This window comes from Yoonia sp. SDW83-1, assembly GCF_046762885.1.
Lineage (GTDB): Bacteria > Pseudomonadota > Alphaproteobacteria > Rhodobacterales > Rhodobacteraceae > Yoonia.
Genome location: NZ_JBKQXO010000001.1, coordinates 449,701 through 464,631 on the forward strand (window position 1 = coordinate 449,701; position 14,931 = coordinate 464,631).

The following is a 14,931-nucleotide window of genomic DNA, read 5'->3' on the forward strand; positions in this document are numbered from 1 at the left end:
GCGGAGCGGGCATTGACCTATCGCAAGGAGCGGAAGGTGTCCGGCAGAGCGGCAACGATGCAGATATCCGGGACGACCCGGGCGCGCAGGTGTTTCACCAGCGGTTCAGCGCGTCCTCATCTTCGTCTTTCGCGGCCACCCAATCCGCCCCCTGGTCGGTGATTTCTTTCTTCCAGAAGGGTGCACGTGATTTCAGGTAGTCCATCAGGAAATCGGCAGCCGCAAAGGCGGCGGCCCGGTGGGCTGCGGCGGTGGCCACCATCATGATCGGCTCGCCGGGTTTGAGCGGGCCATGGCGATGGATGACCAGCGCATCGGCGAGCGTCCAGCGGCTCACGGCCTCATCCACGATCTTGGTAATCGCAGATGTCGTCATGCCGGGGTAATGTTCGATCAGCATTTCCTGCAGCGTGCCATCGGTGTCGCGGACCACGCCTGTAAAGCTGACCACCGCACCGATATCCGTCCGCCCTTGCGCAAAGCCGTTCAGTTCTGCCCCGGCATCAAACGGTTCTGACTGGACCCGGACCTGCATTCAGCCGCCTGTCATTGGGGGAAAGAACGCGACCTCGCGCACCCCGGCGAGCGGCGCATCGAAATCGGACAGTTCCTGATCGAGCGCTACCCGCAACGCGCTGATATCGGCAAAGGCGGCGGCATAGCGGTCTTCGCGGGTTTTCAGCTCTGCGATCAGGTCGTTGACGGTTGCGGCCTCGGTTTCCACCGTTTCCTGCGGTACACCGATCCGTTCCCGGACCCATGCGAAATACATTACATTCATCAGCCAACATCCTTCAGATAGGGGCGGGCCTTGCTGAAATAATCCCAGCCGGTCATCAAGGTAAGCAGCGCCGCGACCCACAGCAATGTGATCCCCCCCCACCAACTGACATCAAAGCCGATGCTTTTCCAGCGCAGACCCAGTTCATCGGGGATCGACCCATCCAGAATGCCCATGATCATGATTGGGTCCATACCGATGGTCTGTTCGATCATGTAATGCTCAAACGCGCCTCTTGAAAACAGGACCGCGATGGCAACCATCTGGGCTGTGGTTTTCCATTTCGCCAGATTGGTCACCTTGAGCGTCCCTGCCGTATCCCCCAGAAATTCGCGCAGGCCAGACACAAACACCTCGCGGAAGATGATCACCGTCGCAGGCAGCAGGATCCACGGGTTCATGCCGGAAAAGCCGGTGATAACCACAAGCGCGATGATGACCATCGCCTTGTCGGCGATGGGGTCCAGCATCGCGCCCAGTTTGCTTTCCTGTTTCCACAGCCGGGCCAGGTAGCCATCGAGGAAATCCGTCACCGCCGCAGACACAAAGAGCACCAGCGCAAACCAGTCCGCCCAGGGGCGGTTGAAGTAGAGAAACATGATCACCACGCCGGGCGCCGCCAGAAGGCGGAGAATGGTGAGGATATTGGGCAGGTTCAGTTGCATGGGTCAGTGGTAGCGCGTGGGCTTGGTTGACACCAGAGGGGGCGTGATATCAGCGCTTTGCATTTTTTTGGCATATGCGCGCCTGATCCCTTGGCGGCTTGGTGCAGGAAACCGCCGGGCAGCAGCATCCCAAAACGGAACCAGCGAAAAGATGCCTGTAAATCATGTGCTTGCGCCATATCTCGCGCAGATTTCGGACACGTCTCAACCCGATCTGCCCTTTGGCGCATAGTCCCGTCAGAGCCGGGCAGTGGTCCGGCCAGCACCACAACCAAAGAGGTCTGATATGCCACAAGGGTCTTTCCAGGATTTTCTGGATGCGATGCGCGCATTTGAAAGCGGTTGGGATCGCGACCGGTATGAAGCGGGTCGGATCACCGATGCGCAGCTGACGCAATGGGCCGGCGGCCCGGTGCAGAGTTTCTATCCGCAGTACACATCCTGGGGCCAGTTGTCGGACAGCGAGTGGAAAGCAATGTCTTATACCTCGACCAATGCGCTGGGGTTTGTGGGCTATCAGTTTGGCGAGGCGTTGCTGATTGATCTGGGGTATTACGACGACGATGTCTTTTACGGCAGCGGTGCCGCTACCAACACCTCGGATGGCACCTGGACCGGCAAGAATGGCGTCAATTCACTGGCAGAATTCAAGACTGAGGCCGCGCAGGAAGTCGCCATTCGCGAGGCGTTTGGCTTCAACCTCAAGATCATCGACGAGAGCCTGTCCTATCAGGGGGAAAGCCTGGAGGATTATATCGGCACAACCCGCACCTATCAGGATGGCGGGGCAACAGTGAATGTTACGCTGACCCTGACCGGTATCATGGCGGCCGCCCATCTGCGCGGCGCCTATGGCACGCTGAACCTGTTGCAGGCGGGCAATGTGTCCACCGATGAATATGGCACGTCAATCCTGCGCTATATTTCTGATTTCGGCGGCTATGATGCCCCGTCCGTGGCCGAGGCCATCGCCTATTTCGAAAGCCGTGTGACTGGTGACGAAGGTCCGGGCGTGCCGGACGGTGGCACCCCGGATACGGGCGGCGACGGCGGGGGGATGCCCGGTGGCGGCGATGGCGGCGGGGGCCGTGACAATGCGGCCATCACCGTGGCCAACTCGACCCACGTCATAGACTGGGCGTGGGGACGGACCGTTGTCGACCCGAGTTTTGATCCGGCGACCGATACGATCTTTATCTCCTGGATCGCCGCAGACTCGATTGACATCACCCAGACCGCCCAAGGCGTCGTCTTTTCCGTCCCTTCAAACAACCAGTCACTGACCCTTGCGGGTGTGACGCTGGACGATCTGGACATGTCCCGGATCAGGGCGCTGGAGGACACGACCCGGGCAGAGCTGGCCAGCCTGATCTCGCATACTGGCGGCGACGTCCCGGGCGATGGCGGGCATGGCACCGGGGGAGATGGCGGCGGCGATGATGGCCATGGCGGTATGACCGGACAGATGACAACGATCACCCTGACATCGGGTGATCAGACAGTGGCCGGTTTCGACCCGTTCATGGATATGGTCCATATCGAGGGCGGCATTACCGCGGAGCGCCTGCAGATCTTTGAGGAAAGCGGCGATGCACTTGGACTGACCACCCGCATTGTTGTGCTTGATGCGGCAGGCGGCGTTCAGTCAACCACCATCCTGCTGCATATCGGGCTTGATGATCTGAGCATGGCCAATTTCTCAATCGCGGAGCAATCGGCCCTGAACGAGGTGGTCGCGGCGATCAATGCCGTCGTCACCAATCCGGGCGGTTCAACCGATGGGTTCCCGGTCACTTATGACACCGACGGGTCCAATCCGGTTGCGACTACGGGGCAGACGGACCTTGGGGGCACCAAACTCCGGGCCGATATCAACGCTGACGATATCACCGGATTTGACCCCAACCGCGATGAGATTGATGTCGGGGGCACATCCGTCCATGGCTTGATCATCACCAAGACCCCGAATGGCGAACTGGCGCTGGACAGCCCTTGGTCCGCCGCCATGCAGATTGTGCAGGGCGTGCAGATCACCTACCTGACAATGGCCAATTTCGGGATCGTGGGGAACGAACATCTGCGTCAGGATCTGGGCGGCGTGATGAGTTGGGAACTGGGCATTGGCCCGAGCGAGGCTGACACCGTCTATGTGCGCAGCCATGAATACGGCGTCAGCGAAGTGATCGACAATTTCGACCCCGGCACGATGAAGATCAGTTTCCTCTATTTCGGCACGCGCGAACGGCTGAGCGTTGAGGATACAAGCGCGGGCCTTGTCATATCGTCCTTGCCGACCGGGCAGAGCATGACCTTGACCGGGGTGACAAAGGCCGATCTGATCCCCGGTCTGATCGAGTTTCACCATGATCAGGTTGTCGAGGATAACTTGGAGATACCTTTTGGCTATACCGCCGAACAGTTCACGCTGGTGTCGCGCGCGGGGCTTTTGACGCCCGATGCCCCTGCCGGGGCAAGCACGGACGGGTTCCAGACCCGCTTAGGCGATATGACAGGCGCTCCCGGTGGTCAGCCAGATCCGGGTGACGGCGGCGGCAATTCTGACACGGGTGGCGGTCTGCAGGGTTACGAGACACTGTTGTTCGATGATACCACAGCGGACACGGCCGAGATAAGCTGGAACTGGGCCAAGAAAACCGCGATCACCGGGTTCGATTTGAATGATGATGTGATCGACCTGAACGCGCTCGGCTCCGGTCAGGTCACCGCCCGCGAGGCGGATGGAAACCTGTATTTCGAGGTTGTGGGCAATGGCGGGAACAGCACCGCCCTGATGGGCATTCAGGCCGAAGATCTCAGCATGTCCAACCTGACCGCACCGGGCTGGAACACCGTCCTGTCCAGCGACAGTGACCTGATGGTGCAGCTGACCAGCCTTGGCTTTGACATGATGTAGGCCCGCCCCCCTGCCGCTGCAGCGAATCTGTAGCGGCAGGGGGGCGGGGCATCATCGCTAAACTTCGAACTATTTGATGTTTGCCGTTTACCTGTTCACAGGTCTTTTTTCCTAAGCTCTGTCGCAAGCGTTGACAGTGTTTGGATAGTACATGGACCTCATTCCTTTGAAACTACGGCAATTCGTCGCGCATGTCGGCGTGATTCCGATCCTGTTTTTCTTGTCCGCCATCGTCACCTGGCCCATCCTGGCCGAGATGGAGTTGTTCGAAAGGTTCTACTATTACAGCCGCGCGCATGAGGATTGGGACCTGGACGAGCTGGGAATGCTCGTCATCAACCTGTCGATCGCGTTGATTTTTTCAGCCATCTATCAAAGCAGGCGGCTGAAAAAACTGGTGCATGAACGCGAGTATCAGCGCAAGCGGGCCGAAAAGAACGCGCGCCATGACCCGCTGACCGGGTTGATGAATCGCCGGGCTTTTGAGACCAAGCTGGAGGTCGCGGGGCAGCACCTGTCTGACGCCGATGAATGCTTTATCGCGATGGTCGATCTGGACAAGTTCAAACCGGTGAATGACCTCTACGGTCACGCGGCCGGCGACGCGACCCTGCGCGCCGCCGCGCAACGGTTGCAGGCCGAGGTTGGTGAGGCTGGCGCGATCGCGCGATTGGGCGGCGACGAATTTGCTGTCATCTTTGAACGCGGGCTGGACGCGACGCAGGTCGAACGTATCGCGCGCCGCCTGCTGCATACAATGACGCAACCCTTCGATCATGATGGCGCGCAAATCCATATTGGTTGCAGCATCGGCCTGATGAACTGGTCGGCTGACATCTCCGGAACGGAGGCATTGCGCCGGGCCGACAAATCGCTTTACGACGCCAAGACGCAGGGCCGTAACAGATTTGCCTGGTATGATGCCGAACTGGATCGTCAATCCCATGAACGCGCCGAAATACAAGCCGATCTGAAACTGGCCATCGCCAAAGACGAGATTGAGGCCTGGTTTCAGCCGATCATTCAGATCGAGACCAAGACGCTGATCGGGTTTGAGGTTCTTGCGCGCTGGACACACCATAAGCGCGGGCCGATTGAACCAAGTGTCTTCATCGAAATCGCCGAAGACAGCGGGCAGATTGGCGCGCTGGGATTGAGTGTGCTGCGTCAGGCCTGTCGTGCGGCCAGTAACTGGGACCCGTCACTCACCATTTCATTCAACGTCTCACCGCTGCAGTTTCATGACCCCAATCTGGTTGATCAGATCAAGGAAATCCTGACGCAGTCCGATTTCGATGCGCATCGTTTGACCATCGAGGTGACGGAAAGCTCCATCATCAGCGATTTTGGCGTGGCACGGACAAAGCTTGATGCGCTCAAGGCACTGGGTGTCGCCGTCGCGCTGGATGATTTTGGCACCGGGTATTCCAGCCTCGCCAGTCTGCGCCAGTTGCCGTTTGACCGGATCAAGATCGACCGCAGCTTTGTAACAAATATCGCGGGTGAGCCGCAAAACCAGAAGATCGTGACCGGGATCATGTCACTGGCCAAGGGATTGGCCCTTGATGTGACCGCCGAAGGCATCGAAAGCCGGGAAGACCTTGATTATCTTGAGGGGCTGAGTTGCTCACTCGGTCAGGGTTTTCTATTCGAACGGGCCGTACCCGCCAAACATGTGGCCTGGCTGGTTGACGAACAATGGAGTGACTGGGCCAAAGGACCGACGGAAATCACCGAAAAGGTGGCAGTACTGCAAAGCAAGGCGTGCTGATGATGGCCTGCCGTGCCCGGTCGCGCCGCCGCGTTTGGCGGCGCCCCTGAGATTTATAATACAGATTTTTCGCCGGTCTCGTTCTCGCCACGGCTGCACCCATCGTGAAAACCAATAAGCTGAATCATGTCTTTTGGACTTCACCTTGGCTGACACCTGCCACTAATGGGCCGCGCGGCTTGTGCCGCAGATAAGGGAGCAGATTACCGTCATGGTGTGACAGCTTGATGTCACAATCAAAGCTCAGCCGTTTTCATGGAAAAAATCATAGATCGTTTGCGCCATATTGGCCGATACCCCGTCGACCGCTTTCAGGTCGGCAAGGTTGGCGCGGGCTACGGCCTTGGCTGATCCGAAATGCGCCAGCAGGGCGCGTTTGCGGGTAGCACCGACGCCGGGGATATCGTCGAGCGGGGTGGCCCCGATCGCCTTGGATCGTTTCGCGCGGTGGGTGCCGATGGCAAAGCGGTGCACCTCGTCCCGCATCCGCTGGATGAAGTAAAGCACCGGATCATTGTGGCGCAGCGCCATGACGGGTCTGCCGGTACGGTAAAACTCCTCTTTGCCCGCATCGCGATCCTCGCCCTTGGCGACGCCAACCATGGGGATATCGGCCACGCCGAGGTTGTCCATGATTTCCTGAACAGCGCTGACTTGCCCGGCCCCGCCGTCGATCAGCAAAAGGTCGGGCCAAGTGCCTTGGGTCCGTTCCGGGTCTTCTTTCAGAAGGCGCTGGAAACGGCGGGTCAGCACCTCTTTCATCATGCCGAAATCGTCACCTGGGGTCAGTTTCGTGTCCTTGATATTGAACTTGCGATACTGGTTTTTGTCGAACCCGTCAGGGCCGGCCACGATCATCGCCCCGACCGCATGGGCGCCCTGGATATGCGAGTTGTCGTAAACCTCGATCCGCTGCGGCACCTTGTCCATGTCGAATGCCTCGGCCACGCCTTTGAGCAGTCTGGCCTGCGTGGCGGTTTCCGACATTTTGCGCGCAAGGCTTTCGCGCGCGTTGCGCAGGGCGGATTGGACCAGCTCTGCCTTTTCGCCGCGTTGCGGGATGATGATGTCGACCTTGCGGCCCGCCTTTTCACACAGCGCGTCCGCCATCAGATCATCATTGTCCAGCCCATGCGACAGGATCAGCATGCGCGGCGGTTCACGGTTGGAATAGAACTGACCGACGAACGCCTCCATCACCTCTGACAAATCCTCATCCCCGCTGATGCGGGGGTAGTAATCGTGGTTGCCCCAGTTCTGATTGGCGCGGATGAAGAACACCTGAACACAGGCCTGCCCCCCATCGGTATGCAGCGCGATCACGTCCGCCTCTGCCGTGGATTGCGGGTTGATGCCTTGGGCTGATTGGACCTGCGTCAGCGCCTTGATCCGGTCGCGCAGCGCGGCGGCGCGTTCAAATTCCATGTCGGCGCTGGCCGCCTGCATCTGCTTGGCGAGCGCCTCCTGAATGCCCTTGGTGCGGCCTTGCAGAAATTGTTCAGCATCACGGACAGAGGCCGCGTAATCCCGTTCCGAGATCAGCCCGCAGCAAGGGCCCGAGCAGCGTTTGATCTGATATTGCAGGCAAGGGCGCGTGCGCGTTTCGAAATCGCTGTCTGAGCAGTTGCGCAACAGAAACACACGCTGAAGTTGGTTGAGCGTTCGGTTGACCGCACCCGCCCCGGCAAAGGGGCCGTAATAGTCACCCTTTTGCCTTTTCGCGCCCCGGTGTTTCTTGATCATGGGGAAAGCGTGATCCTTGGCCACGAGGATATTCGGGAAGGATTTATCGTCGCGCAACAGGACGTTATAGCGCGGCTTGAGCTGCTTGATCAGGTTCTGCTCCAAGAGCAGCGCCTCGGTTTCCGTCCGGGTCGTGAGGAACATCATCGATGCAGTTTCACGGATCATGCGGGTGATGCGCGGGGAATGCTGACCGGGGCGTGCGTAGCTGCTCACCCTCGCCCTTAGGTTGCGCGCCTTGCCCACATAAAGCACCCGGCTATCCGCATCCAGCATGCGGTAGACGCCGGGGGACGCATCCAAGGTACGCAGATACCCCTGAATGCAGTCATATCCTGTCAATGGTGTCTTGGTTGGCTGCTCGGTCATGCTCGGGTGTCTTGTGATTCTGTGCTTGCTGCAATGGTAATGCAGCGGGGACAAGAGGAAAGGCATCCACGGTTTCTGTGGATAACTCGGTGGGTTAAACCTTGGCAGGTGGAATTTTCCGTTGTTTTCGGCAGACTTCGTCGAAATGCCTAAAAAATAGGCAGTATTTCAAGGCGTTGATTTCATTATATATTTTTATTGATATATGCTTAACGCCTTGAAAAATAGGCGCTTTGTGACAGTTTCGTGAACGGGAGGGCGGGCCAGTGCGTAACTTTGCCGTTGCGTCATTCAACCCCAAGCACATCCGGCGTTTCCCAGGCCAAGTGCTGCCCCCCATCAACCGCCAGCATTTGCCCGGTCACAGCAGGTGCATCAAGGAAATAACCCAGCGCCGCGGTAATGTCAGACGGGTTTGCCCCGCGCTGCAGAACGGTCGCAGCCCGTTGCCTGTCAAAGTGTTCCTTGCTTTGCCGATGCCCCTGCAATGTTGGCCCCGGACCGATCCCGTTGACCCGCACACGCGGGGCGAGTGCCTGCGCCGTCGTTCGCGTCATCGCCCAGAGCCCCATTTTGGCGATCGTATAGCTCATGAATTCCGGGGTCAGTTTGTGAATGCGCTGATCCAGCATGTTGATGACAAGCGCCTGGGCTGTCGGTTCGCCCATCTCATCATCGAACGGATCGGGGGCTTGTGCGGCGAAATGCTGGGTCAGAACAAAGGGCGCGCGCAGGTTGGATTCCAGATGCTTGTCCCAGCTTTCGCGGGTCGCGGTTTGCACCGTGTCATGTTCAAAGATCGAGGCGTTGTTGATCAGACAGGTCAGCGGCCCGCCAAGCGCATCGACGGCCCGCCCGACAAGGGCTTGCGTCGCATCCTCATCCAGCAGATCGGCCTGCAATGCGGTTGCCTGCCGCCCCATGGCCTGCAGTTGGGTCACCGTTTCCTCGGCCCCTTGCCGGGACCCGGCATAATGCACGGCGATATCGTAGCCGCGTTGCCCGAGATAGAGCGCCATCGCCTGCCCCAGCCGCGCACCGGCCCCGGTGACAAGCGCCTTCATGGCCGCCCCTTTTCACAGACGCAGGGCCCCTTGCCAATTTTGAACCGCTGGCATTTCGGACATTTGGCCGATGCCAGCCGGCTTTGCCCGGGGAACCGCCATTTGCCGAAGATGCCCAGCACCACCATGAAGGCCAGAAAGAAAAAGATCGCCTTGAGGATCATAGGCCAAACCGGGCAAAGGCGGCGCGATCTTCGATACTGCTGATCGTGTCATCCACGATCCGTGCGCCGAACCGGGACAGGATGGATTTCCTAGCGCCGTAGCGTTTGAATTTCACATTGTCGCCAAAGCGTTGTTTCATCACCGGGGCCAGATGGCCGATATCGTCGACCAGCCCTTCGTCGATCCCTTTCTGGCCGATGAAAACCTCACCGGTGAACAGATCAGGATTGTCGGACAGCTTGGTGCCCCGTCGCGATTTGACGTAACCGATGAAGGTTTCATGCAGGTCTTCCAGCCAGCCCTTGAGCTTTTTCACATCTGCCGGTTTTTGCGGCTGGAACGGGTCCAGCAGGGATTTGGATTTGCCCGCTGTATGGACCCGACGTTCGATCCCGTAATTGGCAATCGCCTCATGCGCGCCAAAGCTGGAGCTGATCACACCGATAGAGCCGGTCAGCGAACAGGCGTCGATAAAAATCTCGTCCGCCGCACAGGCCAGCCAATAGCCGCCGGAGGCCGCGACATCTTCGACAAAGGCGAAAACCGGGATTTTCTTTTCGTCGGCGAGCCTGCGTATCCGCGAGGCAATCAGCGAGGATTGCACCGGCGACCCGCCAGGGCAGTTGATTTCCAGCGCCACAGCGGCGGGCTTGCCCTTGCTGAACGCCTTTTCGATGACAGGGGCGAGGCTGGGGTTATCCAGCCCGCGCGCGCTGTTGCTGATCGCGCCTTGCAGTCGGATCACCGCAACAAACGGATCGGATTTGGTAAAGGGGATATATTTCATAGACGGTTACTTAAACCTTCGCCTGCCACCTGCAAGTCACTCTCTGATCCGCCAGCCAGTGCGGAAGATCCACCAGATCACGGCAAGGCAAATCCCGGTGAAAAGGGCGATAGCCGCGAGCGACACGCCGATACTGACATCCGCCGTGCCAAAAAACGCCCAGCGGAAGCCACTGATCAGGTAAACGACAGGATTGAAGAGCGTGATGGTCTGCCACACGGGCGGCAGCATCGTGATGGAATAGAAAGATCCCCCTAAGAACACGAGCGGCGTGATGACCAGAAGCGGGATCAACTGCAACTGTTCAAAGTTGCCCGCCCAGATTCCGATGATGAAACCCAGCAACGCGAAACTGATGCAGGTCAGCGTCAGGAAGGCCAGCATGGCGATGGGATGGGCAATTTGCAGATCGACGAAAAAGTATGCCGTGCCAAGAATGATCAGCCCGATGAACATGGCTTTGGTCGCCGCAGCACCTACGTAACCCATTGTGATTTCAAGGAAGTTCACCGGCGCTGAGAGCAACTCGTAAATCGTCCCGATAAACTTGGGAAAGTAGATACCGAAGCTCGCGTTGGATGTGGCCTGCGTCATCACCGACAGCATGATCAGCCCCGGCACGATGAACGCGCCGTAACTGACCCCCTCAACCTCTTGAATCCGGCTGCCGATGGCCGCGCCGAAAACGACGAAGTAAAGCGATGTGGACAGGACGGGAGAGATCAGGCTTTGCGTCAGCGTCCTGAAGAACCGGGCCATTTCAAAGACATAAATGGATTTGACGGCAGTGAGGTTCATGCCTGCTCCTTTACCAGCCCGACAAAGATATCTTCGAGAGAGCTTTGTTTGGTCTGGATATCTTTCATTTGCAGCCCGCTGGCCTGCAGATCGTTCAGAAGGGTTGTGATGCCCGTGCGCTCGCCTGTCGTGTCGTAGCTGTAGGTCAGGTGCAGCCCGTCATCGGACCGCTCAAGCGCATATGAATTCAAGGTGTTAGGAATTTCGCTGATCGCGTCGGACAGGGCGATTTGCAGCTGTTTCTGCCCCATCTGCGCCATCAGGTCGGCCTTGTCCTGCACCAGCAGGATTTCACCCTTGTTGATGACACCGACACGGTCGGCGATCGCCTCAGCCTCTTCGATATAGTGGGTGGTCAGGATGATGGTCACCCCGGACGCCTTGAGCCGTGCCACGACCTCCCACATGTCCTTGCGCAACTCAACGTCGACGCCGGCGGTGGGTTCATCGAGGAACAGGACGCGGGGTTCGTGAGACAGCGCCTTGGCGATCAGTACCCGTCGCTTCATTCCTCCGGACAACATCATGATTTTGCTGTCTTTTTTATCGTCGAGCGACAGCTGTTTCAGAATGTCTTCAACATACGCATCATTGCGCGGCTTGCCGAACAGGCCCCGCGAAAACCGGACGGTGTTGAAGACGGTTTCGAATGGTTCGAGGTTAATCTCCTGCGGCACCAGACCGATCAGATCACGGGCGGCGCGGAACGATGTCTGGGTGTCGTGCCCGCCGACCGTAATGCTGCCGGATGTGGGCACAGTGATCCCGCAAATCGTTGAAATCAGGGTGGTTTTCCCCGCACCATTGGGGCCGAGCAAGGCGAGGATTTCGCCCTCTTCGATGTCAAGACTCACGCCTTTGAGGGCCTCGAAGCCCCCGGCATAGGCCTTGCGCAGGTTCTGGACGGTAACGATGGACGGCATAAAGCAACCTTTGGGTGGGTCTGCCGAACCTAATCCGGGTTGCGGGGGAGGGAAAGGTCTTAACGTGGCGAACCCATGTTTTGGGGCCGCGCAACACCCCGGCTTTGCCGCGATGCGCGACTCATCTGTTAACGCTGTTGTTTTGTCCGTTTTGGCCGGTCGGCATCGCGTCGGCAAAACATCGGACCCAATGGCGGCATTCTGCAGGTTACTTGCCCTGAGCCGCCTCAGTTTTACCGGAGACTGTTTGACTGTTCTCACGCGACCTCATCAACAGCGTTCATGTTTGTATAGAACCCCTCCTGAGCTTCGGCTGGCGTGATGGGTTGTCGGTCGAGCCAAGCCAAGATCGCGATGGATTGGCCGACGGTCACATCACCCTGTTTCAAAGTTGGAACGGTACCCCGGGGGTTGATGGCGAGGTAGGTCTTCGATTCGAACTTAAACATCCAGACTTCATCCCCCAATTACGACGAAACCCGCGTGACATACTCCGAAGCAACCAGCACCCTTGATCTTACGGCTTGGGGCATGGACTTCATTGCATCTCCCGGCTCACCGACCGGTGTCGAACATATCTGCGCAGAGCTTTCGGATAGTGAAGAAAAGGCCCTGGCTGTGCCAACCGATGTTTCGGATCACGAGGCATTTGCAACGCTGATCTCAAAAGCGGTTGAAGCGATGGGATGCGTGGGCGTGTCGGTTAACAATACTGGCCTGATCGACCCAATCTCTAGGATCATGGATAGCGACCCGGTGTTTTGGGGCGCGGTCTTGAATGCGATAGTCAAAGGCGCCTATTATGGGCTGCGCTATGCGATGGCGGTCATGGCCAGGAAGCCGTCATCAACATCTCCTCTGGATCGGCAAACAGCTTTCTTGAGGGGTGGTCGCATTACTGCACCTCCAAAGCGGCGGTGCTGCGTCTGATTGGCATGGATTGTTTTCTTGATGGCCCTACGATCTCGCTAACGATCTTATGAATGCCTACTAAAGTCCAAACAGTCTAAGCGAACGGCCGCCACCCTTCATCTCGCAACGATAACACAGGCTGCTTCTTCCGCGCACAGGCGGGTGCCAATCGGGGACGTTTTTTTAGGGTGTCACGCTCCTCCCTGAGAATGCAGTTCTCGCGTCGAAGCCGGTCATTCTCTTGAGCTGAGTCAAAATCCTCTTTCGATACCACGTCTGTGTCTCGATGCGCCCTAAGCCCCTTTTCAGTGCCGGCATTTCAACACCGAAGTCGTCAGCCAATTGCTTAGGCATCAGCCTGCTGGTCAGTGCGATGCCCACCGCAGCTGCCTTCGAAACGGGACCGGCATGTCCGGGAACTCTGGTTAGCCTCATCTGACCAGAGCAGACAATCGGGTGACGCTAATGGGAACATGACCTTCAATCGAAACGAAGATGCATCGTACTTTTAACACTGATATCAATTGGTGGTTCGTCCCCATCCGCTTCTAGCTCAGCAAACGCAGTCTTGCATCAAGTCGTCGAATAACACGGTCACGATGAAGGCCTGATCATAATCTGTATCTTCTGTTGCCCCTGCCTGCACTTCGGTTGGATCAAGAATGATCGTCATCAGATCGCCTTCACCAGCTTCAAAACCGTCGCCTTCTTGAAGTGCGAGAGCAAGAAGCTCTTCCACGTTTTCCTGCGTCCCATTGTAGAAGTCGCCCACGAAAACGGGAATGTTCATCTGCGAGTTGCCATCTGTCAGACCCCAGATCGCATGTTGGATTTCAGCTTCGGTATAGTTGCGGCCGGCTGATGGTCCACTGACGTCACCATTGCTTGTTTCGGTGAAGTTCTGGTTCAGCAGCCAGTTGATCGCATCAAGGTTCTCAACCAGGTTGTTGGTGAAAATACCGCTATCCACTGCGCTTTCCGTACCGGCATAAAGATCCATGCTCACTTCGATATCAGCGATGAAATCCTCCTCGCGTTCGATGCAATATGCGGATTCGATGCTCAGACCATCCAAACGGCTGTCACCGGTGCCATTAATGGTTGATGAATAGCCAAGACCTGCCCGGAAGTTGCCTTGTGTCGTTGCAGCCGCCATTGGCAGGGTTTCGGCAATCGTTTCCACTGTATTCAGAGCGCCTTTGACCTCGACCGTTACCATGGCGTCATCTGTGCCATCCCGACCGTCCGAGATCGTATAGACGAAACTGTCATTCAAGGTCGTCCCGATGAGGATATCTGCGGCCGCAACACCATCCAGTACAGCATTTGTGCTGTCATACTCCAACGCACCAGCCTGATTCAACGACACGACAGCACCGCTTTCCAGCGTTGTGCTTTCGCCTGCCGCCAGTACAACACCGTTGACGGTTGCCAACGTGACAATGTCATTGTCTGCATCCGTATCATTTGCCAAGACGTCAATCGTGGTCGTTTCAAGCGCACACACCATGGCCGCATCATCTGTCGCAACAGGTGCCGCGTTTTCCGCCACAAAGCCGGCATCGACCGTCAAATCGGTTTCGCCGATACCCAGAACGATGTCCCCGGTTTGCCCTGTCGTGGCGTCAGCATCACTATCGGCCGCATCGTTGCCGGTATTCGCGGTTGTAAAGTCAAATCCGTCGGCTTCTTCAAACAGAACGCTGTAGGTTCCCGCATCCAGGTCGTCGAAAAGATAGGTACCGTCGGCTGCCGTTGTGGTCGTGGCAATGACGATGTCATCTTCATCCAGCAGAGTGACACCAATGTCGGCCAGCGTCGCCTCGCCGGCGTCAAAGGACCCGTTCCCGTTTTCGTCGATAAATACCGTGTCTCCCAAGGAGGCTGTCCCCGGATCGGCGATGCCGGCATCGACATTGCGGATCGCGTCGCCGATGTTCACCGTCACAGGGGCCGTGGTGGCTGTGCCATCGCCATTGTCCACCGCGTCGCTGTCGGTCGTGTCGTCTCCGCCCTGATCGGGGGTCACAAAGACCTGA

General features: G+C 57.8%; 13 protein-coding genes and 1 pseudogene. 3 read left to right on the forward strand and 11 right to left on the reverse strand.

The window, feature by feature from the left end; translation table 11 throughout:
• Positions 1-94 precede the first annotated feature (94 nt).
• Genes ACFWW4_RS02340 through pgsA form a run of 3 tightly spaced genes read right to left on the reverse strand, consistent with a single transcriptional unit; the run spans position 95 to position 1,446 of the window.
• The gene (locus ACFWW4_RS02340) at positions 95-535 is read right to left on the reverse strand and encodes a molybdenum cofactor biosynthesis protein MoaE (RefSeq protein ID WP_411889387.1); all 441 of its coding nucleotides are present in this window, start codon (positions 533-535) and stop codon (positions 95-97) included.
• Entirely contained in the window at positions 536-781 is a 246-nt protein-coding gene (moaD, locus tag ACFWW4_RS02345; RefSeq protein WP_393928012.1) for a molybdopterin converting factor subunit 1, read from the reverse strand.
• A complete protein-coding gene (pgsA, locus tag ACFWW4_RS02350; protein ID WP_393928013.1) occupies positions 781-1,446 on the reverse strand; it encodes a CDP-diacylglycerol--glycerol-3-phosphate 3-phosphatidyltransferase in 666 nt (221 codons plus the stop codon). Before pgsA ends, moaD begins: the two co-directional genes overlap by 1 nt.
• A 286-nt stretch (positions 1,447-1,732) precedes the next feature.
• On the opposite strand from pgsA, the gene ACFWW4_RS02355 reads away from it, so the two are divergent.
• Complete coding sequence (locus tag ACFWW4_RS02355) at positions 1,733-4,360, forward strand: hypothetical protein (protein ID WP_411889388.1); 2,628 nt, start codon at positions 1,733-1,735, stop codon at positions 4,358-4,360.
• 151 nt (positions 4,361-4,511) lie between these two features.
• On the forward strand, positions 4,512-6,131 hold the full coding sequence (locus tag ACFWW4_RS02360; protein WP_411889389.1) for a putative bifunctional diguanylate cyclase/phosphodiesterase: 1,620 nt from the start codon (positions 4,512-4,514) through the stop codon (positions 6,129-6,131).
• Positions 6,132-6,374: 243 nt separating this feature from the next.
• Here ACFWW4_RS02360 and uvrC read toward each other — a convergent pair whose 3' ends face one another.
• The 6 genes from uvrC to ACFWW4_RS02390 form a co-directional block, all read right to left on the reverse strand.
• A complete protein-coding gene (gene uvrC / locus ACFWW4_RS02365) occupies positions 6,375-8,243 on the reverse strand; it encodes an excinuclease ABC subunit UvrC (protein ID WP_411889390.1) in 1,869 nt (622 codons plus the stop codon).
• A 287-nt stretch (positions 8,244-8,530) separates the two neighbouring features.
• Complete coding sequence (locus tag ACFWW4_RS02370; protein ID WP_411889391.1) at positions 8,531-9,307, reverse strand: SDR family oxidoreductase; 777 nt, start codon at positions 9,305-9,307, stop codon at positions 8,531-8,533.
• A gap of 160 nt (positions 9,308-9,467) precedes the next feature.
• Positions 9,468-10,259: a S49 family peptidase gene (locus ACFWW4_RS02375; RefSeq protein ID WP_393928019.1), complete on the reverse strand. Its 792-nt coding sequence runs from the start codon at positions 10,257-10,259 to the stop codon at positions 9,468-9,470.
• Positions 10,260-10,295: 36 nt separating this feature from the next.
• Positions 10,296-11,057 (reverse strand): ABC transporter permease, encoded by a 762-nt coding sequence (locus ACFWW4_RS02380; RefSeq protein WP_393928020.1) that lies wholly within the window; start codon positions 11,055-11,057, stop codon positions 10,296-10,298.
• Positions 11,054-11,980, reverse strand: coding sequence for an ABC transporter ATP-binding protein (locus tag ACFWW4_RS02385; RefSeq protein WP_411889392.1), 927 nt, complete (start codon positions 11,978-11,980; stop codon positions 11,054-11,056). Before ACFWW4_RS02385 ends, ACFWW4_RS02380 begins: the two co-directional genes overlap by 4 nt.
• A gap of 257 nt (positions 11,981-12,237) precedes the next feature.
• On the reverse strand, positions 12,238-12,429 hold the full coding sequence (locus tag ACFWW4_RS02390) for a glutathione S-transferase N-terminal domain-containing protein (RefSeq protein ID WP_411889393.1): 192 nt from the start codon (positions 12,427-12,429) through the stop codon (positions 12,238-12,240).
• Between the two features lie 82 nt (positions 12,430-12,511).
• Here ACFWW4_RS02390 and ACFWW4_RS02395 point away from each other — a divergent pair, with 82 nt between their 5' ends.
• Entirely contained in the window at positions 12,512-12,910 is a 399-nt protein-coding gene (locus tag ACFWW4_RS02395) for an SDR family NAD(P)-dependent oxidoreductase (protein WP_411889394.1), read from the forward strand.
• Positions 12,911-13,070: 160 nt separating this feature from the next.
• Here ACFWW4_RS02395 and ACFWW4_RS02400 read toward each other — a convergent pair.
• Both ACFWW4_RS02400 and ACFWW4_RS02405 read right to left on the reverse strand, forming a co-directional pair.
• A pseudogene (locus tag ACFWW4_RS02400) lies at positions 13,071-13,327 on the reverse strand (hypothetical protein); the annotation flags it as partial.
• A gap of 118 nt (positions 13,328-13,445) precedes the next feature.
• Positions 13,446-14,931, reverse strand: a 1,486-nt coding sequence (locus ACFWW4_RS02405) for an SdrD B-like domain-containing protein (RefSeq protein ID WP_411889395.1), incomplete at its 5' end; no start/stop codon positions are given.